The 20,621-nt window shown below is 68.9% G+C and carries 20 protein-coding genes; 9 read left to right on the top strand and 11 right to left on the bottom strand.

Annotation, left to right across the window (positions count from 1 at the left end):
* Positions 1-23: 23 nt before the first annotated feature.
* Both ACXPWS_RS07435 and ACXPWS_RS07430 read right to left on the bottom strand, forming a co-directional pair.
* On the bottom strand, positions 24-1,547 hold the full coding sequence (locus tag ACXPWS_RS07435) for a sensor histidine kinase (protein WP_458713445.1): 1,524 nt from the start codon (positions 1,545-1,547) through the stop codon (positions 24-26).
* A gap of 43 nt (positions 1,548-1,590) precedes the next feature.
* Positions 1,591-2,295: a response regulator transcription factor gene (locus ACXPWS_RS07430; protein WP_458713444.1), complete on the bottom strand. Its 705-nt coding sequence runs from the start codon at positions 2,293-2,295 to the stop codon at positions 1,591-1,593.
* A gap of 211 nt (positions 2,296-2,506) precedes the next feature.
* Here ACXPWS_RS07430 and ACXPWS_RS07425 point away from each other — a divergent pair, with 211 nt between their 5' ends.
* Complete coding sequence (locus ACXPWS_RS07425) at positions 2,507-3,043, top strand: hypothetical protein (protein ID WP_458711828.1); 537 nt, start codon at positions 2,507-2,509, stop codon at positions 3,041-3,043.
* Here ACXPWS_RS07425 and ACXPWS_RS07420 read toward each other — a convergent pair.
* From ACXPWS_RS07420 to ACXPWS_RS07410, 3 genes are all read right to left on the bottom strand, one after another.
* Positions 3,040-3,291 (bottom strand): hypothetical protein, encoded by a 252-nt coding sequence (locus ACXPWS_RS07420; protein WP_458711827.1) that lies wholly within the window; start codon positions 3,289-3,291, stop codon positions 3,040-3,042. The genes ACXPWS_RS07425 and ACXPWS_RS07420 overlap by 4 nt on opposite strands.
* Before the next feature lie 106 nt (positions 3,292-3,397).
* Positions 3,398-3,631: a hypothetical protein gene (locus ACXPWS_RS07415; RefSeq protein ID WP_458711826.1), complete on the bottom strand. Its 234-nt coding sequence runs from the start codon at positions 3,629-3,631 to the stop codon at positions 3,398-3,400.
* Positions 3,632-3,739: 108 nt separating this feature from the next.
* Complete coding sequence (locus tag ACXPWS_RS07410; protein ID WP_458711825.1) at positions 3,740-3,967, bottom strand: hypothetical protein; 228 nt, start codon at positions 3,965-3,967, stop codon at positions 3,740-3,742.
* Between the two features lie 115 nt (positions 3,968-4,082).
* On the opposite strand from ACXPWS_RS07410, the gene ACXPWS_RS07405 reads away from it, so the two are divergent.
* Genes ACXPWS_RS07405 through ACXPWS_RS07390 form a run of 4 tightly spaced genes read left to right on the top strand, consistent with a single transcriptional unit; the run spans position 4,083 to position 9,534 of the window.
* Positions 4,083-5,060 (top strand): ABC transporter permease, encoded by a 978-nt coding sequence (locus ACXPWS_RS07405; RefSeq protein WP_458711824.1) that lies wholly within the window; start codon positions 4,083-4,085, stop codon positions 5,058-5,060.
* 28 nt (positions 5,061-5,088) lie between these two features.
* A complete protein-coding gene (locus tag ACXPWS_RS07400) occupies positions 5,089-6,021 on the top strand; it encodes an ABC transporter permease (protein ID WP_458711823.1) in 933 nt (310 codons plus the stop codon).
* Positions 6,018-7,868: an ABC transporter ATP-binding protein gene (locus ACXPWS_RS07395; RefSeq protein WP_458711822.1), complete on the top strand. Its 1,851-nt coding sequence runs from the start codon at positions 6,018-6,020 to the stop codon at positions 7,866-7,868. Before ACXPWS_RS07400 ends, ACXPWS_RS07395 begins: the two co-directional genes overlap by 4 nt.
* Positions 7,855-9,534, top strand: coding sequence for an ABC transporter family substrate-binding protein (locus ACXPWS_RS07390; protein WP_458711821.1), 1,680 nt, complete (start codon positions 7,855-7,857; stop codon positions 9,532-9,534). Before ACXPWS_RS07395 ends, ACXPWS_RS07390 begins: the two co-directional genes overlap by 14 nt.
* Here ACXPWS_RS07390 and ACXPWS_RS07385 read toward each other — a convergent pair.
* On the bottom strand, positions 9,521-10,750 hold the full coding sequence (locus ACXPWS_RS07385; RefSeq protein ID WP_458711820.1) for an alpha/beta fold hydrolase: 1,230 nt from the start codon (positions 10,748-10,750) through the stop codon (positions 9,521-9,523). The genes ACXPWS_RS07390 and ACXPWS_RS07385 overlap by 14 nt on opposite strands.
* Before the next feature lie 90 nt (positions 10,751-10,840).
* Here ACXPWS_RS07385 and ACXPWS_RS07380 point away from each other — a divergent pair, with 90 nt between their 5' ends.
* Together ACXPWS_RS07380 and ACXPWS_RS07375 are read left to right on the top strand one after the other, a co-directional pair.
* Positions 10,841-12,043 carry an acyl-CoA dehydrogenase family protein gene (locus ACXPWS_RS07380; protein WP_458711819.1) on the top strand — a complete coding sequence of 401 codons (1,203 nt, stop codon included), beginning with the start codon at positions 10,841-10,843 and terminating at the stop codon, positions 12,041-12,043.
* 71 nt (positions 12,044-12,114) lie between these two features.
* Positions 12,115-13,464, top strand: a complete 1,350-nt coding sequence (locus ACXPWS_RS07375; protein WP_458711818.1) for an LLM class flavin-dependent oxidoreductase — start codon at positions 12,115-12,117, stop codon at positions 13,462-13,464.
* Here the strand turns inward: ACXPWS_RS07375 and ACXPWS_RS07370 are convergent.
* Positions 13,426-14,325 carry a LysR family transcriptional regulator gene (locus ACXPWS_RS07370; RefSeq protein ID WP_458711817.1) on the bottom strand — a complete coding sequence of 300 codons (900 nt, stop codon included), beginning with the start codon at positions 14,323-14,325 and terminating at the stop codon, positions 13,426-13,428. The two genes, ACXPWS_RS07375 and ACXPWS_RS07370, sit on opposite strands and share 39 nt — an antisense overlap.
* A 66-nt stretch (positions 14,326-14,391) precedes the next feature.
* Here ACXPWS_RS07370 and ACXPWS_RS07365 point away from each other — a divergent pair, with 66 nt between their 5' ends.
* Positions 14,392-15,051, top strand: a complete 660-nt coding sequence (locus tag ACXPWS_RS07365; RefSeq protein WP_458711816.1) for an O-methyltransferase — start codon at positions 14,392-14,394, stop codon at positions 15,049-15,051.
* Positions 15,052-15,057: 6 nt separating this feature from the next.
* Here ACXPWS_RS07365 and ACXPWS_RS07360 read toward each other — a convergent pair whose 3' ends face one another.
* Both ACXPWS_RS07360 and ACXPWS_RS07355 read right to left on the bottom strand, forming a co-directional pair.
* Positions 15,058-17,679: an AAA family ATPase gene (locus tag ACXPWS_RS07360; protein WP_458711815.1), complete on the bottom strand. Its 2,622-nt coding sequence runs from the start codon at positions 17,677-17,679 to the stop codon at positions 15,058-15,060.
* Positions 17,676-18,821, bottom strand: coding sequence for a metallophosphoesterase family protein (locus ACXPWS_RS07355; protein ID WP_458711814.1), 1,146 nt, complete (start codon positions 18,819-18,821; stop codon positions 17,676-17,678). The genes ACXPWS_RS07360 and ACXPWS_RS07355 overlap by 4 nt, the downstream gene beginning before the upstream one ends.
* Positions 18,822-18,901: 80 nt before the next feature.
* Between ACXPWS_RS07355 and ACXPWS_RS07350 the strand changes: the two genes are divergently transcribed.
* Entirely contained in the window at positions 18,902-19,393 is a 492-nt protein-coding gene (locus ACXPWS_RS07350) for a SixA phosphatase family protein (protein ID WP_458711813.1), read from the top strand.
* On the opposite strand, the gene ACXPWS_RS07345 is transcribed toward ACXPWS_RS07350, so the two are convergent.
* Positions 19,394-19,936 (bottom strand): DUF3558 domain-containing protein, encoded by a 543-nt coding sequence (locus ACXPWS_RS07345; protein ID WP_458713443.1) that lies wholly within the window; start codon positions 19,934-19,936, stop codon positions 19,394-19,396.
* Complete coding sequence (locus tag ACXPWS_RS07340; RefSeq protein WP_458713442.1) at positions 19,936-20,526, bottom strand: DUF3558 domain-containing protein; 591 nt, start codon at positions 20,524-20,526, stop codon at positions 19,936-19,938. Before ACXPWS_RS07340 ends, ACXPWS_RS07345 begins: the two co-directional genes overlap by 1 nt.
* Positions 20,527-20,621: the final 95 nt, after the last annotated feature.

Here is a 20,621-nt window from a genome sequence, read left to right as displayed (position 1 = left end):
CTACTCGATCCTGACCATCCCCGCTACGAGGCGGTTTTGTCCGGGCTGTGTGTTGGCTGTGACTGCCCTCCGGGCAGGGTGACGACGAACTTGGTGTCACCCGGCACGCTGTGCAGTTCCAGGCGCCCGCCGTGCGCCCGGATCACGGCGGCCACGATCGCCAGGCCGAGCCCGGTACTGCCCATCCGGCGCGAGCGCGACGAGTCCCCCCGGGCGAACCGCTCGAACACCTCCGGCTGCAACTTGGCCGGAATGCCAGGGCCGTCATCGGCGACGGTCAGCTGCACATCGCCGGCGGAGGTGACACTCAGGGAGGTGACCACCGACGTCCCTGCCGGTGTGTGCGTGCGGGCGTTGCCCAGCAGGTTGGCCAGCACCTGATGCAGCCGGGCATGGTCGCCGATGATCTGCACCGGCTCCTCGGGCAGGTCCAGCGACCATTCGTGATCGGGCCCGGTCGCGTGCGCATCGCTGACGGCGTCGACCACCAGCTGGGACACGTCGACCTGCACACGCTCCAGGGGCCGGCCCTCGTCCAGCCGGGCCAGCAGCAGCATGTCCTCCACCAGGGTGGTCATCCGCTGGGCTTCGGACTCCACCCGGCTCACCGCGTGGGCGACGTCGGGCGGCAGTTCGTTGCGCTTGCGCTGCGCCAGCTCGGTGTAGCCGCGGATGGCCGCCAGCGGTGTGCGCAGCTCGTGGCTGGCGTCCGATACGAACTGGCGGACCCGCGTCTCGCTGGCGTGCCGGGCCGACAGCGCACCGGCGATCCGGTCCAGCATCCGGTTCAGCGCGGACCCGAGCTGGCCGACCTCGGTGTGCACGGTATCTGGAGCGACCGCGACGATCTGGGTGGGCAGCATGACCTCCCCATGGTCCAGCTCCAGGTCGGCCACGTCGCGGGCGGCCGCGGAAAGCCTTGACAGCGGCGCCAATTGACGACGGATGATCCAGATGCAGGCGATGATCGCACCGGCCAGGGCGATCGCGGCGACGACGCACAGCATCGCCAGCACCCACAGCAGGGTGTCGTCGACGACGGTGGTCGGCAGGCCCACCACCACGACCCGGCCGCTGCGATGGGCGTGCAGGGCCAGCACCCGGTAGGAACCCAGGCCGTCCAGGTGCATGCCGATGGCGGTGTGGGTCGGCGGCACGGCGGCCAGCTGGGCGGCCGCGGTCGAGCTGATATCGGCGGTCGCGCCCTCGGAGGTGATCACCCCGGCGTCCAGGGACCCGTCGTGCCCGATCACCATGCCGACGGTGCGGATGGCCTGCCCGGGCGCGTTGAGGAACCCGGGACCCGGGCCGACTTCCGGATCGAACCGGAACAACGGCGGGCCGCCGTTGTGCTGCGGCCCGTCGCCGGGCGGCGGCGGGAACGGGGGTGGCGGCAGGTCCACGATGCCCGCCGAGCGCCTGCCCGCCTCCAGCAGCTGGGTGTCGAGCTGGTGGATCAGGAAGCGCTGCAGGGCGAACTCGATGGCCACGCCGATGCCCAGGCACAGCAAGGCCAGCAGGGTGACCTGGGTGACCAGCAGCCGCATCCGCAGCGACCAGGTCCGTGGTGCCAGGACGCGACTTCTCACCTCAGCGCGGGGGCCGCAGCACGTACCCGGCGCCGCGCAGTGTGTGGATCATCGGCTCCCGGCCACTGTCGATCTTCTTACGCAGGTAGGACACATAGAGCTCGACGATATTGGAACGGCCGCCGAAGTCGTAGCTCCACACCCGATCGAGGATCTGCGCCTTGCTCAGCACCCGCTTGGCGTTGCGCATCATGAACCGCAGCAGCTCGAATTCGGTGGCGGTCAGCGAGATCTGGTCGCCGCCCCGAGTGACTTCATGGCTGTCCTCGTCGAGCACCAGGTCGCCCACCACGATCTGGGCGCCGCCGGCTTCGTTGGCCACCCCGGTGCGGCGCAGCAGCGCACGCAACCGCAGCACCACCTCTTCGAGGCTGAACGGCTTGGTGACGTAGTCGTCTCCGCCGGCGGTCAGGCCGGCGATCCGGTCCTCGACCGAGTCCTTGGCCGTGAGCAGCAACAGCGGCAGGCCGGGCTGCTGGTCGCGCAGCTTGCGCAGCACGTCCAAGCCGCTCATGTCCGGCAGCATGACGTCGAGTACCACCACGTCGGGCGGGTTCTCCTTGGCCAGCTCGATCGCGCTGGCACCGTCACCCGCGGTTTCGATGTCCCAGCCCTCGTACCGCAGCGCCATGGACACCAGCTCGGCCAACACCGGCTCGTCGTCGACCACCAAGACATTGATGGGCTTGCCGTCGGCCCTGCGCATCACGACGCGCGCCGGGTCGGAGTCGAAGTTCGATCCGTTGGTCATCCCGTTTGCCACACCGTTCATCGCTGTCGTCACATCGTTCAGTATGCAAACGACGAGTAGGCAAGCACTGTGCCGTTCCTATGCGCAACCTATGAATGATGCGCCATCTGTGCACAACCGTCACGTCTCACAGCCGGCGCATAGCCGAAGCGGTCAGAGTTGACCTATGAGCGAGCCGAGCATCGAGCCAGTGACCGAAGAGGGCCCGTGGGGACATCCACAGGACCGTCGGTGGGGTAAACGCGAGACGATCGCCGCGGTCGGGGTGGCCGCGGTGATCGGGGTGCTGGGCGGCGGCGCGGTCTACGCGGCCAGTGCCGCCGGCAGTCATGGCGGGGGTTTCGGCCCGGGCTTCGGTCCCGGCTTCGAGGGTGGGCCGCCGGGCGTGGCGGGACCGTTCGGCGGCGGCCAGGGCCGGTCCGGTCACGGCGCCGTGGATCCGGCGGCCCTGCACGGCGAATTCGTGGTGCCCGACGGGCACGGCGGATTTCAGACCGACATCGTGCAGGTGGGCAGGGTGACGGCGGTGTCGGCCGGTTCGATCACCGCGCGCAGCGAGGACGGTTTCACCAGCACTTACGTGATCCCGCCGACGGCAGCCGAGAGCGTCGTGCCGTTCGGGGTGAACGCCGTGGTCGACATCCGCGCCACCCGCACCGGGGCCACCCAGACGATCACCACCATCGGCGAGCCCGACCACTAGTGCGGCGCCGCGAAACCCGACGGCGTGGTGAAGGTGAACGGCGGCGCGTACACGGTCGGCTCGGGTGATTGCACCGCCGTCGTCTCGGTGACGGTCTCGCCGGTGGTGATCGGCGTGGTGCTGACCGGTCCCGGCGGTGGCGGATCTGCCCGGCTGACCTCCGGGCCGGCCACCGACAGCGCGCCCATCGCAAGGACGGCGCCGCCGCCGACGGCAGCGGACAACAGTTTGACTCTGCTTACGTTCACGGCTGAACCCCCGCTTGTGCGCCCGATTTGACGGTGCGGGCGTCCGCCCGCACCTTCGGGGTAGCCGAGAAGCCGGTCCGGGAAACCTGGGGATCGGCCGGCAGGGTCAGCCCTGCGGATCCGAGTTGGGTGCCTCCCCGGGATAGAGCGGCACCTTTCCGCGGATCGCCGGGACGGCCATGGTGGTGGCCTCGACGGTCGGGACGGCGGAGGTGGTGGTGGCCACCCCGCCCGAGGGTCCGGCTGCCTGCGCCGATGTCATGCTGGTGGCGACGACGACGCCCACGACGAACAGCGCGGCCGTCGCAATACAACCGATCAGGGTGATTATCAGTTTCATGCAGTCCAGCGAACTCCGCCGCGCTGGAAACGCGCTGCCCCGCCGGTATGAGAAAGCTCGATATGAGCGGGCTGTGTGATTTCCCGTCGCTTCGCTCGCCCGGGTCGATTACTTGGCGGGCCCCCGGATGGCGGGCACGGCCCGCGCCACCTCGGGCGCCGTCGGCGGCGACGATTCCAGGGTGGTGGTCACCCCGACCTGCATGGTCTTGTCGGCCAACGGCCGCTGGCCGTCGGCATGCGAAAACAGTGCATTGAGCACGCCGATCGCCAGGAGTGCGCAGACACCGAGGGCGGCGGCGCACATTTGCAGTTTCTTTGTGCCCGGTGCGTTCATGCTGTGAGAGTGAAACCGATCACGCTGTGAGGCTCCTGACGCGCAGGTGTCAATACGCCGGTAACGGGCTTGTGCCGCTGTCATCTCCTACCCTGTGCGTCATGCGGGAGGTTCGATGACGCGGTTTCTGACGCGACGATTGTTCAACTATGTGGTGCTGCTGTTGTTGGCGTCCTTTCTGGCATTCGGGATGGCGTCGCTGACCTTCCGGCCGCTGGAGAGTCTGCAGCAGCGCAATCCCCGCCCCCCGCAGGCGGTGATCGACGCCAAGGCCGCCGAATTGCACCTCGACGAGCCCATCCCGGCGCGCTACCTGACCTGGCTCTCGGGAGTGACCCGCGGCGACTTCGGTACCACGGTGGCCGGCCAGCCGGTGAGCGACGAGTTGGGGCGCCGCGTCGGGGTCAGCCTGCGATTAGTGGTCATCGGCTCGATCGCCGGTGCCGTACTCGGCGTCGTGGTCGGCGCCTGGGGTGCCATTCGGCAGTACCGGCTCTCGGACCGGGTGATCACCGCGCTGTCGCTGCTGATCCTCAGCACGCCCACCTTCGTCATCGCCAGCCTGCTGATTTTGGTTGCGCTGCGGGCGAATTCGGTACTCGGCGTGCAACTGTTCGAATACACCGGGGAAACCTCACCCGACGCGATCGGCGGCGGCTGGAACATCTTCATCGACCGGATCCAGCATCTGGTGCTGCCGACGCTGACCCTGGCGCTGGGATCGATCGCCGGTTTCAGCCGGTATCAGCGCAACGCGATGCTCGACGTGTTGGGCCAGGACTTCATCCGGACCGCCCGGGCCAAAGGGCTGACCCGCAGGCAGGCGCTGGTCAAGCATGGTCTGCGCACCGCATTGATCCCGATGGCCACGTTGTTCGCCTACGGCGTCGGTGGCCTGGTCACCGGCGCGGTGTTCGTCGAGAAGATCTTCGGCTGGCACGGCATGGGTGAATGGTTCGTGCAGGGCCTGGCCACCCAGGACACCAACATCATCGTGGCGATGACGGTGTTCTCCGGCGCGACGGTGCTGATGGCGGGGGTGCTGTCGGATCTGATCCTGGCGGCCCTGGATCCCCGGGTTCGGGTGCGATGAGCGCCCGCGCGAAGAGCCGAGGTACCCGATGAGCGGCGACCCGGTCATCTCCGAATCGTCGACCACCGCCAAGTCCGGCGTCGACGTGCACACCTTCGCGTCCCGTCGCACCCTGGTGTGGCGGCGGTTCGTGCGCAACCGCCCGGCCGTGGCGGCGTTGGTCCTGCTGTGCTTGCTCTTTGTGGGCTGCTACACGCTGCCCTCGCTGCTGCCTTACAGCTACACCGATCTGGACTACTACGCCTTGCAGACCCCGCCGAGTCCCAAGCACTGGTTCGGCACCAATGCCCTGGGCCAGGACCTGTTCGCGCTGACCTTGCGGGGCATGCAGAAATCGATGTTGATCGGCTTGTGCGTGGCCCTGATCTCGACGGTGATCGCCGCCGCGGTCGGTGCGGTGGCCGGCTATTTCGGCGGCTGGCGCGACCGCGTCCTGATGTGGGTCGTCGACCTGCTGCTGGTGGTGCCGAGCTTCCTGCTGATCGCCATCGCCACCAGGAGCACGCAGGGTTCCGGGGCGCTGCTCGCGCTGATCGTGCTGTTGGCGTCCTTCTCCTGGATGATCAGCTCGCGGATGGTGCGTGGACTCACCATGAGTCTGCGCGAACGCGAATTCGTCACGGCTGCAAGGTATATGGGGGTCAGTGACGCCCGCATCATCGCCCGGCATGTGCTGCCCAACGTGGCCTCGATCCTCATCATCGACACCACGCTCAACGTGGGCGTGGCGATCCTCGCCGAAACCGGGCTGAGCTTTCTGGGTTTCGGCGTGCAGGCGCCCGACGTGTCGCTGGGCACCCTGATCGCCGACGGCACCCCGTCGGCCACCACCTTCCCCTGGGTGTTCCTGTTCCCCGCCGGCGTGCTGATCCTGATCGTGATGTGCGCCAATCTCGCCGGGGACGCGTTGCGTGATGCCGTGGACCCCGGATCGCACCGGCTGCGGAGGCGCGCGAAATGACTCTGCTCGAGGTGCGCGACCTGACCGTCGCCTTCCCCACCGACACCGAATGGGTGCCCGCGGTGCGCGGGGTGTCCTTCGATGTCGCCCCGGGCGAGGTCGTCGCCCTGGTGGGCGAATCCGGGGCGGGCAAGTCCGCGAGTGCGATGGCGGTGGTCGGCCTGTTACCCGGATACGCCGACGTGTCCGGGTCGGTGCGGCTGCACGGTGACGAACTGCTCGCGCTCGATGACCAGCAGATGTCGCGGATCCGTGGACGTTCGATCGGGACGGTGTTCCAGGATCCGATGTCTGCGCTCACCCCCGTCTACACCGTCGGCGACCAGATCGCCGAGGCGTTGCGGATTCACCAGCCCGGAATCGACCGCCGCCAGGCCGGGATCCGGGCCACCGAACTGCTGGAACTGGTGGGCATCACGAACCCCGCCGCGCGGGCGCGGGCCTTTCCGCACGAGCTGTCCGGCGGTGAACGCCAGCGGGTGGTCATCGCGATCGCGATCGCCAACGATCCCGATCTCATCATCTGCGATGAGCCCACCACCGCCCTGGACGTCACGGTGCAGGCTCAGATCTTGGACCTGTTGCGGACCGCCCGCGATGTAACCGGCGCTGGCGTGCTGATCATCACCCACGACCTGGGCGTGGTAGCCGAGTTCGCCGACCGGGCCTTGGTGATGTACGCCGGCGCGGTGGTCGAAAATGCTTCGGTGGCAGAGCTTTACCAGCATCGGGCGATGCCGTACACGGCGGGCCTGCTCGGCTCCGTGCCGCGGCTGGACGCACCACGGGGTCAACGGCTGGTGCCGATTCCCGGCGCCCCGCCGTCGATGGCGGCGCTGCCGCCGGGCTGCCCGTTCGCCCCGCGCTGCCCGCTGGCCGCGCCGGACTGCCTGGCCGCAGAACCGGCACTGCTGCAGATCGGACCCGCGCACGGTGCCGCCTGCATCCACACCGATCAGGTCATCGGGCGCTCCGCGGCCGAGATCTACGGTGTGCGAACCGAACCGGAGGCCGCCGAGCAATCGGCGGCACCGCCGGTGGTGCTGCGGGTGCACGATCTGGTCAAGACGTATCCGTTGACCAAGGGGGTGCTGTTGCGCCGCCAGGTCGGCGAGGTGCGGGCCGTCGACGGGATCAGCTTCGAATTGCACCAGGGCCGCACCGTCGGCATCGTCGGCGAATCGGGCTCGGGTAAATCGACCACGCTGCACCAGATTCTGGAGCTGACGGCGCCGCAGTCGGGCTCTATCGAGGTACTGGGCACCGATGTGGCGACGCTGGACCGGCGGGCCCGGCGGCATTTGCGCACCGACCTGCAGGTGGTGTTCCAGGATCCGGTGGCCTCCCTGGACCCCCGGTTGCCGATATCCGAGGTCTTGGCAGAACCATTGTCGGCCAACGGATTCGACAAGACCGCCATTGCGTCCCGGACGGCCGAACTGCTCACCACCGTCGGGTTGCGCCCGCAGGACGCCGGACGTTACCCGGCGGAGTTCTCCGGCGGGCAGAAACAGCGCATCGGCATCGCCCGGGCACTTGCGCTGCAGCCCAAGATCCTGGCGCTCGACGAACCGGTCTCCGCGCTGGACGTGTCCATCCAGGCCGGCATCATCAACCTGCTGCTGGATCTGCAGGAGCGCTTCGGTCTGTCGTATCTGTTCGTGTCCCACGACCTGTCGGTGGTCAAGCATCTGGCCCACGACGTGGTCGTCATGCACCGGGGCAAGGTCGTCGAACAGGGGCCCGCCGAAACGGTGCTCGGCGCACCGCAACACGAGTACACCCGGCGGTTACTGGCCGCGGTTCCGCAGCCGGAGGATAAAGTCGGTCGCCATGAAGACCCGTAGCCTGACTTATGGGCTGACTTCGATGGCCCTGGCCGTGGTTCTGGTCGTGTCCGGCTGTTCCAGCGGCGACCAGAACATCCCGCCGATCGGTGGTGACGCGACGGTCGGCACCACCAACGACATGAACCCGCAGGACCCCAACACGTTGCAGCAGGGTGGGAATCTGCGGTTGGCGCTGGCTGCCATGCCTGCCAACTTCAACCCGCTGAGCATCGAAAGCGAAGGGACCGGCGCGGCGATGCTGCGTGCCACCCTGCCGCGTGCCTTCACCATCGCCCCTGACGGGTCGACGACGGTGAACCCCGACTACTTCACCAGCGTCGAACTCACCAGCGAGAACCCGCAGGTGGTCACCTACACCATCAATCCCAAGGCGGTGTGGACCGACGGCACCCCGATCACCTGGGAGGATCTGGCCTCCCAGATCCAGGCCACCAACGGCAAGGACAAGCGCTACCAGATCTCCAGTTCGGCGGGCCAGGACCGGGTGGCCTCCGTGACGCGCGGTGTCGACGACCGCCAGGCCGTCGTCACTTTCGGCCAGCACTACACCGACTGGAAGGGCATGTTCGCCGGCAACACCACGCTGCAGCCCAAGAAGATGACCGAGAACCCGGAGGTGTTCAACAAGGGACAGCTCAACGGGCCAGGGCCGTCGGCGGGGCCGTTCATCATCTCCAATATCGACCGCACCGCCCAGCGCATCACGCTGACCCGCAATCCGAAGTGGTGGGGCGCCACACCCAGGCTGGACAGCATCACCTATCTGGTGCTCGACGATGCCGCCATGGTCCCCGCCCTGCAGAACAACACCATCGACGCCACCGCGATCGCGTCCCTGGACGAACTGCAGATCGCGCGCAACACCCCCGGCATCGCGATCCGGCGGGCATCGGCGCCGTATTGGTACCACTTCACTTTCAACGGCGCGCCCGGATCGATCCTGGCCGACCCGGCACTGCGCGTGGCGGTCGCCAAGGGCATCGACCGCCAGGCCATCGCCAACGTCACCCAGCGCGGCCTGGTGGACAATCCGACGCCGTTGAACAATCACGTCTTCGTCGCCGGTCAAGAGGGTTATCAGGACAACAGCGCGGTGGTGGCCTTCGACCCGGAGAAGGCGAAGCAAGAACTGGACGCGCTGGGCTGGAAGATGAACGGCCAGTTCCGTGAGAAGGACGGCCGCCAGCTGGTGATCCGCGATGTGTTCTATGACTCCAAGAGCACCCGGCAGATCGCCCAGCTGGCACAGAACAGCCTGGCCCAGGTCGGGGTGAACCTGCAGCTGGAGGCCAGGCCGGGCGACCGGTTCTTCACCGACTACATCACCGTCGGCAATTTCGACATCGCCCAATTCGCCTGGCAGGCGGATGCCTTCGCGCTGTGCTGCCTGACCCAGATCTACACCACCGGCGCCGAAAGCAATTTCGGCAAGATCAGTACACCCGAGATCGACGCCAAGGCGAACCAGGTACTCAACGAGCTGGACGCCGGCAAGGCCCGCGACCTGGCCAACGAGGCGGACAAGCTCATCTGGGCCGAGGGTTTCAGCCTGCCGCTGTTCCAGACCGCCGGCAACGTGGCGGTCCGCAGCACCCTGGCCAACTTCGGCGCGGCCGGCCTCGGCGACGTGAACTACACCGCGATAGGTTTCATGAAAACCTGATCCGCGGCAGTACCGATTCGGTGCGAGTGGCCGCGGCCAGCGCCGAAACACCAAGGCGGACAGCAATTTTTGCTGGCAAGGCGTCGAGCTCGGCGGCGCGGCCCGGCAGTGCGCCCACCGCGCCGGCCCGTATCGCCGCGATGATCTCCAGCGCGGCCCGCTCGCGGGTGTCGAGCACGCTGTGTCCCGCGTGGGGCAACTGCACCAGCACCGCGGCGGGAATCAGTGCGGCCACTTTGCGCGCCACCGCCGGCGGCGTGACCAGATCACGCCCGCCGGAGACGACGACGGTGGGCCAGCTGAACCGCGGCATCTCCGCGGCCAGGTCGAACGGTTCGCGCTCGAAGGACTGCCGGTCGGGATTTGCCTCGGCGATACCCACCGAGGGGTCCAGTGGCAGGCCGTCGGGGACCCCGGCGAAGTTCAGTTCCCTGAACGCGATTCGGTTCACCAGGTCTTCCTCATGGTGGAACGGCGCGGCGTGGTGCGGGAGCCGGCGCGCCAGATTGAGCGCCGACCAGACCCAGGTGCGCCCCTTGGACAGCAGGTCGATCTGGCGGCCCAGCAGTGCGGTCCCGCCGTACCCGTAGAGCGCGCCGGCCACCTGCCCAGCGGAGTCGGCGAGCACGCCGTCCTCGACCAGTTTGCGCACCTTCGGCGCGACGGCCGCCGTCTCCGGATCGGTCCCGTCGAGCAACAGGCCGCGGATCGCGGCACGCATGTATTCGATGTCCCCCGCCGACAACAGCGGTGAATCGAGCACCATCTGCGCCACCCGGTCCGGATACCGCGCACCGAACCCGGCAGCCAGATAGGTGCCGTAGGACGCGCCGTAGACGACCGCCGAACCGACGCCGGCATCGTCGAGCACGGCGGCGATATCGTCGACGACCTGCTCGACGGTGATCGCGTCGGGCGGCAGATCGGCACCGGAGTCGTCGTGCCTGGACAACCCCACCCCGCGGTGCTCGATCATGATCACATCGAGTCCGGCGGCGGCCGCGTGCCTGCGCAGCCCCCGGTACGGCGCCACCGACGCCATCCCGGGGCCACCGGGGATGATGACCAGCGGATGTGCCGATTTCAGGCCGGTGCGCACGTAGTACAGGTCGAACTCAGCCGGGTGTCCCGGCGCGATCGGCCTGCGGACCGGGCGCACGCCGGGCAGCGCGGCGAGCTTGGCATGGGCCCGTCGGCGCGTGGCGGTCATGGTCATCGCCCCTCATTCTGCCCTGCCCCTGGTCTCAGGATCGCGGTGATCGCAAGCAGTGCGCTCCGGCGGCTCCGCTCAGTAGAACTGATTGGCATGACCACCGTGCAACACACTTCCCGGATCCTGCCCGGTTCGCCCGAATGGACGGAGCTGCTCACCCGTATCGGGTCGGGCGCCAAGGATCGAGACCTGAACGACGAGAACCCTTTTGACCAGGTTGCCGCCCTTAAGCGGGCCGGCTTCGGGACCCTGCGCCTGCCCACCGAACTCGGCGGAGCGGGATTGACTGTCCCGCAATTGTTCTCCGCCGTCATTGACGTCGCACGGGCCGACCCGATCGTCGCGCACATCTTCCGGGCGCATTTCTGGTTCGTCGAAGAGCGGCTGCGCTCCGATGACCACCGCTGGCTGGACAAGGTGGCCGCCGGGAAGACGTTCGGCAACGCGTTCAGCGAGAAGGGCACCCTGGCCGTGGGCAGCCTGGTGTTCAACACCCGGCAGTTGCCGGCCGCCGACGGTGGATTCCGCCTGGACGGCGAGAAGTACTACAGCACCGGAACCCTGTTCTCCGATTACCTGACGACGACGGCCACCACCGACCACGATTCGGTGGCCACCGTGGTGGTGCCCGCCGACCGCGCCGGGGTCAAGCTGATCGACGACTGGGACGGCTTCGGCCAGCGCCGCACCGGCACCGGCACGACCACTTTCAGCGGGGTCGTGGTGTCCGCCGACGAGGTGCTTTCGGATTCCCCGTACGACGCCGAATCCACCCCGACCGTGCAGTACGCCTCGTTGCAGCTGTACATCCACGCCATCGTGGCCGGCATCCTGGCCGCCGTCGTCGACGACGGGATCACGCTGCTGCGGTCCCGGGATCGCAGCTTCAGCCATGCGCTGGCCGAGAAGCCGACCGACGACCCGCTGCTGCAGCGCCAGCTCGGCGAGTTGGCCAGCACTGCCTACATCGCGCGGACCGCGGTACTGGATGCGGCTGCCGCCATCGCCGCGGCCACCGACTCCGAGGTCGACGGCGTGCCCGACGCCGAGCTGGCCGCCCAGGCTCAGCTCAAGGCCGCCAAGGTCAAGGTGCACCTGGATGACGTCGCACCGCTGGCGGCCAGCAGGCTGCTGGAACTCGGTGGGGCCAGCGCGGCCAGCCGGGCCCGCAACCTCGACCGGCACTGGCGCAACATCCGCACCATCACCCTGCACAATCCCGTCGGGCTGAAGGCCCGCGCCATCGGGCAGAACCTGCTGCACGGCACCCCCGTTCCGGCGAACGCCTACTTCTGACCACTCGCGATTTCGGCGCGCTTACCCGCGGTGGCCGCGGGTAAGCGCGCCGAAATCACATAGGAGACGACATGCCCAAGCAACTACATCTCGGTGGCTTCCAAATCGCCTCGCAGGTCACCCACAGTCACGCGGCGTGGCGCCATCCCGGCAGCGACACCGCGTTCACCACACCGGAGTACTACCACCGCATCGGCCGGATCCTGGAGCGCGGCAAGTTCGACTTCGTCTTCTTCGCCGATCTGCTGGCCGCGCCGACGCGCTACCAGTCCGACATCGCCGAACCGCTGCGCCGCGGCACCCAGGCGACCGCCACGCTGGACCCGTCCATCGTGGCGGCCAGCATCGGCGCCGTCACCGCCAAGCTGGGGGTGGCAATCACCAAGTCCGCCACCTTCTTCCACCCGTACGAGCTGGCCCGGATCTTCGCCAGTCTGGACCACATCACCCGCGGCCGGGTGGCCTGGAACATCGTCACCTCGCTGACCCAGAGCGAGGCGCAGAATTTCGGCCACGACGAGCACCTCGACCACGAGTTCCGCTACGAGCGGGCCGAGGAGTTCGTCCGGACCGCGATCGAGCTGTGGTCCAGTTGGGATCCCGACGCGCTGGTGCTGGACAAGGAGACCGGCGTGTTCGCCGACCCGGACCGGATCCGCCGCGTCGAGCACGAGGGCCGGTACTTCCGCACCCGGGGCCCGCTCAACGTACCGCGCTCCCCGCAGGGCCGGCCGGTGCTGATCCAGGCCGGTGCCTCCAGCACCGGCCGTGATTTCGCCGCGCGGTGGGCCGAGGCCATCTTCGAGATCGACCCGACGCCGGAGGGCAGGCGGGCCTACTACGACGACATCAAGTCGCGGGCAAGCGATTACGGCCGCAACCCGGACGGTGTGCTGATCTTCCCCGCCTTCATCCCGTTCATCGGCGAAACCGAGTCGATCGCCAGGGAGAAGCAGGCCTTCCACAACGAGCTGGCCGACCCGATCTCCGGCCTGATCACCCTGAGCGTGCACACCGATCACGACTTCTCCCAATACGATCTGGATGCCCCGGTGGAGGACGTGCAGGTGACCGGCACCCAGGGCCTGTTCGACACGGCGCGCCGGGTGGCCGACCGGGACAACCTGACCCTGCGCGATATCGGCAAGTGGTACGCCCAAGGCGTGCTGCTGCCGCAGTTCGTGGGCACCGCCGCCCAGGTTGCCGATCAGATCGAGGCCTCGTTCACGGCCGGTGAGGCCGACGGATTCATGGTGTCGGCGGCCCAAAGCCCGGGCACCTTCAACGATTTCGTCGACTACGTGGTGCCCGAACTGCAGCGCCGCGGCTTGTTCCGCACCGAGTACGAGGGTGACACGCTGCGCGATCACCTGGGGTTGAGCTCACTCGCCCCGGGTCGCGTCGCGCACGCGGTCGCGTAGCCAGCGGTGCCCGCCGTCAGCGGCATTGCGCGGATGCCACGCCATCGCCAGCGACAGCGGCGGTAGCGGCAACGGGACCGGAAAACTCACCAGCCCGAAGGTTGCGATGGCGTCGGCGCCCACCCGCTCGGGCAGCAGGCCGACCAGGTCGGTGTTCTGAACCAGCACCAGGCCGCCGGCCGGGCTCGGCGCGCTGGCCACCACACGGCGCGCCAATCCGCGCTCGGCCAGCAGTTCGTCGACCGGTCCGCGCAGCCTGCCGCGGCGGGAGAACACCACGTGTTCGGCATCGGCGAACCGGCGCAGGGTGACCCGACCGCGGGTCAGCGGGTGACCGGCCCGCACCACGCCGACGAACCGGTCGTCGAGGAGATGCTCGACGACGGTTTCGGGCTCACTGAGCCGGATCTGGCCGATCTCGATGTCGACGGTCCCGTCCCGCAGCGAGTGGGTGTCCTCGTGGCTTTCGCCGACGAAACGCAGTGTGACACCGGGGGCTTCGCGGCGAACGGTGGCCAGCAGCCGCGCACCGATCTGACTGAACAGTCCGTCGCCGGCCTGGATGGCGAACACCCGTTGCAGGGTGGCCGGGTCGGGCGCCTCCGGCGGGACGAAGATGGACCGGGCCGCGGCCACCAGCTCGTGCACCGGACTCTGCAGTGCGAGCGCCCGCGGCGTGGGCACCATGACCCGGCCGGCACGCACCAACACCGGATCGTCCAGGATGCGGCGCAGCCGGGCCAGGGTGCGGCTCATGGCCGGAGCCGAGGTGTGCATCCGTTGCGCCGCAGCGCCGACGCTGCGTTCCTGCAGCAGCGCGTCGAGCGCCGCCAGCAGATTCAGATCCAGATTCAATTCCATTCTGGATAACTATCCATGACCAAACATGCACTGGAGTCAATCACGATTCGACCATAGCGTGAGCTCATGACCAATTCACTGCAATCCCCACCGATCGCCGCCGTGCTGACCCGACTGCTCGCCACCGAACACGCGCAGGACGCGGCCGAGTTCGCCCGCCTACCGGCCTTCCCGCTGGATCTCGATGCGGCACAACGAGCCGAACTGTTCAAGGACGTCTACATGTCGGTCTCCGACGACGGCGGCCGGCTGCTGTATCTGCTGGCCCGCGCCACCGGGGCCCGCCGGATCGTCGAGTACGGAACGTCATTCGGGGTGTCCACGCTCTACCTGGCCGGCGCGGTCCGCGACAACGGCGGCGGCTTCGTCATCGCCACCGAACTGCAAACCGCCAAAGCCGAAGCTGCACAGCGTAATTTCACCGAGTCCGGACTCGACGACCTGATCGAACTCCGCGTCGGCGACGCCCGGCAGACGCTGGCCGAACTGCCCGACGGGATCGACCTGTTGTTACTGGACGGCTGGCCCGACCTCGCCCTGGACGTGCTCCGGTTGGTCGAACCACGGCTGCGGCCGGGCGCCCTAGTGTTGGTCGACGATGTCGAGATGGACTGGGGCAGCGATGTGCACGGTCCGCTGCTGACCTATCTGGACCAGTCGGGCCGGTACGTGTCACTGACGCTGCCCGTCGGCGACGGCATCAGGGCCGCCGTGCACACACCGTAGCCGCGCTCAGGCGGTCAACTCGATGAGCCGGGAATCGGCGATGCCCGCGTACCGGCCCGGATCACACGTCAGCACGATGACCTGACCGTCGCCGCCCACCGAGTCGAACACCGCGGCCATCCTGGTGAGCCGGTCGGGATCGCTGAACCCCAGAGCGTCGTCGATCACCACCGGCACGGTGTCTTCCTTGGCGACCAGTGCGGCGCAGGCCAACCGGGCCACGATGCCGATCTGTTCCTTGGCGCCACCGGACAGCGATTCGTACCCGACGGTCCGGCCACCCACCGTGCGGCTGCAGATACGCAGCGAGCTGTCGATGTCGACCTCGAAGTCCGCTCCGAAGACCATCCGGCCCAGCCGCTGGATCTCTCCGCGGAACGGTTCGATATAGCGCAGCCGTGCCGACTCGCGGTGCCGGGTCATCACCGAGCGCAGCAGTTCGGCGGCCCGGGCCCGGCGCTCGATGCGCTGGTACTCCGAGCGGGCATGCTCGCATTCGGACTCGGCCTCGTCCAGGGCGCCCTTGCGGCCTTCGGTTCCGTACAGCCGCAGGGCGGTCGCGATGTCGGCGAGCGCCGCGGCCGCGGACGCGCGGTCCCGCCGCAGTGCGTGGGCCTGCGCGCCCGCCTCGGCGAGTGCGGCGGTCACCACATCGGGTTGCGCCGCGGCGATCTCGGTGTCCAGCGTGGTCACCGCGGCGGCGGCGAGGCGCGCGTGTTCGGCGTCCGATTCGGCCCGCAACCGAAGCGCGTCGTCGGTGGCGACCGCACGCTCACCGGCCAGCCGTTCGGTGGCGCCGCCCAGTTCGGCCTGCGCGGTGCCGAGTTTCTCGCGCAGCACGCTGGCCTCGACCGTCGCCTGGTTCGACTTGGTCGCCAGCGCCGCGGCCAGGTCACGCAGTTCTTGTGCCGCACGCCCGGCCCGGCGGGCCGCCGCCACCGCCGCGTCCAGGTCGGCGCGGGCGGTGTCCGTATCGCCGTCGGGTTGCGGCCCGTCCTGGCTCAGGGCGAGGTGCCGAGCGCGCAGCTGGTCCACGGACTCGTCGCCGGTGAGCGCATCCACGGTGGCGCGCAGCCGATCCCGGGTGGCGGTCAGCTCGGCACGCCGGGCATGCAGCGCGCGGGCAGCGCAGGCATCGGCGGCGTCACAACGGTGCAGCACCTCTGCCAGCGCGTGCCGGGCCGCCTCCAGCTGCGCCGCCGTGTCCACCGCGTCGGCACCCGGGATCACCCGCGCCGACAGCACGCCCGCTACGTCGATCTCGGTGGGGACCGCGATACCGGTGGACCACTGCTGGCCGGCGGCGAGCACCGTGCGCTGTTGCCCGGACCGCACCTCGATATCGGCCAGCGCAACGAGTTCCACCCGGGCCGAGGCGAGTTCGGCCCGGTCGGCCGCGCGGTGCACGGCGCGTTCGGCGGCATCCACCTCCCCCAGCAGCGCGTCGGTGATGACGATGTTCGCCAGCTCGGTGTCGATTCGCCCCAGTTCACCCGCGGCGGTGTCGATCCGCGCCAGCCGGGCGGCCAACCGGGCCGCCTCGTCGCGGGCGGCCAATGCGGCCACGACGGTGCGGGCCGCCTCCACGCCGGCCTGTGCCTGCTCGGCTGCGGCCTGGCCGGCCACGGCGGCTTGCTCGGCGGCAGCATGCTCCTCCCGTGCTGCGCCCTGGTCGCGCGCCGCCGCGGCTGCGACGGCGATCAGTTCCGCTGCGGCCACCGACCTTTCGTCGATCTCGGTGCGCAGCCGCTGCCGGTCGGCGACCGCGGCCGCCGACATGTCGTGGGTCGCCTTGGCCGCCGCGGCGATCAGGGCCGCCTTGTCCCGTTCCGCGGTGAGGCGCTCCACGGCCGCCGCCACCTCTCTGGCGGCTTCCAGGCGCACCTCGGCGGCGTCGAGCTGTACGGACAGTTCGGCGACGGTGGCGGTGAGAACGCCATGGCGTTGCACCGCGTCGTCGACCTCCGCGACCGCGGCGGCGCGGATGGCCACCTCGGCCTCGGCCTCCCGCAGCCGCTGCGCGGCCGCCGCCCACACTCCGGTCGGGCGGCCGGTCTGGGTGAAGTAGCTGAGGTACTCGGCGTCGATGCGGTCGATCAGCAGCGGGTCGGCGTCACCCGAGGTGGCCCCTCCGTCGCCGGCCGCTCCGGCGGCCACGTCCAGGGCACGGGACAGCGCGTCGCAACCGGACAGGTCCACCGGCGCGGTCGCGGTCGCCTGCAGCACCCGCTGCGCCTGCCACAGCGCGGTGTCGACGGTCTCGTCCAGCATGGCCAGCACACGTTCGTGCGCCTCGTCGCCGGTGACCTGCTCGCGGCGCGGAGCCAGCACGGTGAGCTCGGTCTCGGCGCGCTTGTGGAATCGCTTGCGGTAGATGAAATGGTATGGACCGGTGGATATTTCGGCAATCACCTCGGACCCCACATCGGCGTGGGTCGGCTTGACCGCCTTGACTTCTTTCTTCGCCGACCGGTCCTTGGCCATCAGCAGCAGATCCAGCGCCTCGATCATCGAGGACTTGCCGATCTCGTTGGCGCCGCTGATCACCACGACACCACGATCGGGAAACTCGATCTCGCGGTGCGCCACACCGCGATAGTTGGTCAGGGTCAGCCGGTGCAACTTCATGCGACCTGCCCTTCGGCGAGGCGCAGCAGCAGGGCGAGCGCCGACCGTGCGTCATCCGCCCCGGCGCCGTCGGTGCGCGCGGTGGCCATCAGCTCCTGCACCGCACCGGCGGCGAAGCCGCCGATCGACAGGTCGTCGAACTCACCGTCGGCGGGGACCACCGCGATGTCGGTGTGCCGTTCCCACAGCCGCAACGAGGCGAACAGCCGCGCATAGCGGTCCAGGCAGGCATCCAATTTGGCCTTGTCGGTGACGGTGAGCGAACCCCTGAGCACCAACCGCACGACGGTGCGGTCCTTGTCCGGCAATTGATCCAGGTTGATGTCCAGGCCCGCGATATCGCGGTCGTCGTCCACGTCGTGGCGCAGCGTGATGAACCGCCACCGCCCGATGTGCCGGCCCTGCACCCGGACCTGCGTCTCGTCGAGGTCCACCAGCAGTACGTGCCCCGGATCGGATTCCACATCGTCGTAGTTGGTGACCTCCGGGGAGCCGGAATACCAGACCCGCCCGGTGTCACCCACCTGGGTGCGGGAGTGCTTGTCCCCCAACGCGACATAGTGCACCGCACCGCGGTCCAGTGCGTCGTGCAGGGCGGCCAGCCGGATCAGCGACGGCTTGGCCGGGTCCGGGTCGAGGATGTCGACGCCACCGTGCGCGACCAGCACGCGCACGGTGCCGTCGGCGGACAGGGACTTCAGCACGGCGCCGGCCAGATCGGTGGTCGGCGCCTTGGAGCGCCAGGGGGCGGCGACGATTTCCAGGCCCGGGCGCACCTCGAAGACGCCGTCGCGGTCGAGCACGGTGACGTTGTCGGGCCGTTCCGCGAGGAACAGCGCGCTGGTGTACACCGAGCCGGCGTCCAGCGGGTCGTGGTTGCCCGGCAACAGATAGACCGGAACCCCGATGGCGCGCATGGCCTCGAGCGATCTGCTGATCTCGGCGGGGGCCAGTTGGTTGTGCTCGAACACGTCACCGGCGACCACCACGAATTCGGCCCCGGTCTCGGCGGCCAGCGCACCGAGCCCCGCCACCGCCTCCCGGCGGGCCGCCGAGTAGCGGTGCTGTGCGTCGGCTCCGCCGGCACTCAGGAAGTGCCGCGTCATACCGAGCTGCCAGTCGGCGGTGTGCAGGAAACGCATGACGGGAAGTCTAGGTTCGACCGCCGACAAGTCCCGGGAAGCGCATCGGCCCGCCGTTCCACAAACCGTAGGGTGTCCTCATGAAGACGCTGATCCTGCTGCGGCACGCGAAATCGGATTACCCGTCGGGGGTGCCCGACCACGACCGTCCGCTGGCCCCGCGCGGCATCCGGGAGGCCGCGCTGGCCGGGGATTGGCTGCGCGCGCACGCACCGGGGATCGACTCGGTGCTGTGCTCCACCGCGACGCGGACCCGGCAGACCCTGGCCCGCACCGAGATCGACGCACCGGTGCAGTTCGTCGACCGGCTCTACGACGCCACACCGGGGATCGCGCTGGCGGAGATCAACGGTGTCGACGACGAGATCGGCACCCTGCTGCTGATCGGGCACGAGCCGGTGATGTCATCGCTGGCGCTGGGGCTGGCCGGGCCGGACAGCTCCGCGGAGGCGGTCGAGGACATCCACCACAAGTACCCGACGTCGGCGCTGGCGCTGCTACGGCACGAAAAACCGTGGGATCAGCTGGAACTGGGCGCCGCCGCCCTGGTCGACTTCCACGTGCCCCGATAGTCAGGAGCTGGTGGCGAGCGTCAGCTCCATCAGCTTGAGCGCCATCGCACAGGCGTCGATACCGGGCGTCTGCGGGTTCACCCACCACCCGACCACACCGCTGGCATCGCTGGCCACCCCGCACGCACCGTTGGCGGCCGGGTTCTTCATCACGATCGACGGCACGCCTGCCACGGCGCGACTCTCGACCTGATACTTCAGGTTGTCGGCCACTTTGCGCTCGTTGTCCAGGCTGCCCTGCTCGAACCAGAACCGGGTGATGTCGATCAGGCCGGCCGGGTTGGCCGCCTGCCAGCGGCACACCGCACCGACGAAGGTGCTCTGGATGTCCAGCGGGTCGGCCCCGACCGTCTTGGCCAGGATGTCCTCGGTCAGGACGTCGCATTCCTTGAGCAGGTTGGGGTAGGTCTTCTGGGAGTCGTCGTTGCGCGGCACATCGCCGGAACCGGCCTTCACCGCGGTGCCGTCCACCGTCGAGGAGCAGCCGGCCAGCAACACGGCGGCCGCGGCCGTCGCGGCCAGCACGGCGCGCACACTGCGGATCATTTGGCGTTCACAATCGATTGACGGGCCAGTTCCTTGGCGACATCACAGGCATCGGGGAACGGCTTCTCGGCGAAGCTGACAGACCATTCGATGAAGTCGTCGTCGAACTGGATGCCGATCTCACACAGGCTCTTGCCGAGCGCCGGATCCTCCCCGACCGCCACGAAGCCGTTGTGGCCTTCGATGGTGACGTCGTCGACGCTGGCCCGGGACAGCTCCTCGGTCTTACGTTCGCGCCCGATCGGGCTGCCACGGAACGTGGTGAACGAGAAATGCGGGCCGACGATGCCGCCACCGGCCAGCCACTGGCATCCCACCGAGTTGCGCGCCGTGTTGACCAGGCCGGTCACCTTGGTCAGCTGCGCGATGGTCTGATCGGTGACACCGCCGCATTCGGGAAACAACGGGCCGTGTTTGGCCGCCGGCGCGGCGGCGGTGCTGGAGGGCACCTGCGGCGAGTCCGGGGTGTCCGAACCGGAGCAGGCGGCAACCAGCGGGATCGCGGCGGCCGCGGCGGTCACCAGGACCAACGTTTTCGCGGGACCGCTGAATCGGCGGTGGCCTCGTCTTGGGGTCACGACATGCACTGTAGCGGCAGCCCGGCCGAGAACCGCTGACATGCGCATTGACCTGCCTTTTCGTGTCTCGGGCCAATAATGGGCGGGCACAGGAGGGTATGCGA

This window comes from Mycobacterium sp. BMJ-28, from assembly GCF_054404835.1.
Note: the sequence above shows the minus strand (reverse complement) of the source record. Positions and strands in the feature narration are given on the sequence as shown.

What these genes read in the sequence shown, in the direction of transcription:
- ACXPWS_RS07375 (WP_458711818.1), top strand. Translation starts at nt 12,115, where the DNA reads ATGCCCAAGCAACTACATCTCGGTGGCTTCCAAATCGCCTCGCAGGTC.
- ACXPWS_RS07430 (WP_458713444.1), bottom strand. Translation starts at nt 2,295, where the DNA reads ATGCGCAGGGCCGACGGCAAGCCCATCAATGTCTTGGTGGTCGACGAC.
- ACXPWS_RS07435 (WP_458713445.1), bottom strand. Translation starts at nt 1,547, where the DNA reads ATGCGGCTGCTGGTCACCCAGGTCACCCTGCTGGCCTTGCTGTGCCTG.
- ACXPWS_RS07365 (WP_458711816.1), top strand. Translation starts at nt 14,392, where the DNA reads ATGACCAATTCACTGCAATCCCCACCGATCGCCGCCGTGCTGACCCGA.
- ACXPWS_RS07390 (WP_458711821.1), top strand. Translation starts at nt 7,855, where the DNA reads ATGAAGACCCGTAGCCTGACTTATGGGCTGACTTCGATGGCCCTGGCC.
- ACXPWS_RS07405 (WP_458711824.1), top strand. Translation starts at nt 4,083, where the DNA reads ATGACGCGGTTTCTGACGCGACGATTGTTCAACTATGTGGTGCTGCTG.
- ACXPWS_RS07425 (WP_458711828.1), top strand. Translation starts at nt 2,507, where the DNA reads ATGAGCGAGCCGAGCATCGAGCCAGTGACCGAAGAGGGCCCGTGGGGA.
- ACXPWS_RS07360 (WP_458711815.1), bottom strand. Translation starts at nt 17,679, where the DNA reads ATGAAGTTGCACCGGCTGACCCTGACCAACTATCGCGGTGTGGCGCAC.
- ACXPWS_RS07385 (WP_458711820.1), bottom strand. Translation starts at nt 10,750, where the DNA reads ATGACCATGACCGCCACGCGCCGACGGGCCCATGCCAAGCTCGCCGCG.
- ACXPWS_RS07400 (WP_458711823.1), top strand. Translation starts at nt 5,089, where the DNA reads ATGAGCGGCGACCCGGTCATCTCCGAATCGTCGACCACCGCCAAGTCC.
- ACXPWS_RS07410 (WP_458711825.1), bottom strand. Translation starts at nt 3,967, where the DNA reads ATGAACGCACCGGGCACAAAGAAACTGCAAATGTGCGCCGCCGCCCTC.
- ACXPWS_RS07370 (WP_458711817.1), bottom strand. Translation starts at nt 14,325, where the DNA reads ATGGAATTGAATCTGGATCTGAATCTGCTGGCGGCGCTCGACGCGCTG.
- ACXPWS_RS07350 (WP_458711813.1), top strand. Translation starts at nt 18,902, where the DNA reads ATGAAGACGCTGATCCTGCTGCGGCACGCGAAATCGGATTACCCGTCG.
- ACXPWS_RS07415 (WP_458711826.1), bottom strand. Translation starts at nt 3,631, where the DNA reads ATGAAACTGATAATCACCCTGATCGGTTGTATTGCGACGGCCGCGCTG.
- ACXPWS_RS07380 (WP_458711819.1), top strand. Translation starts at nt 10,841, where the DNA reads ATGACCACCGTGCAACACACTTCCCGGATCCTGCCCGGTTCGCCCGAA.
- ACXPWS_RS07355 (WP_458711814.1), bottom strand. Translation starts at nt 18,821, where the DNA reads ATGCGTTTCCTGCACACCGCCGACTGGCAGCTCGGTATGACGCGGCAC.
- ACXPWS_RS07395 (WP_458711822.1), top strand. Translation starts at nt 6,018, where the DNA reads ATGACTCTGCTCGAGGTGCGCGACCTGACCGTCGCCTTCCCCACCGAC.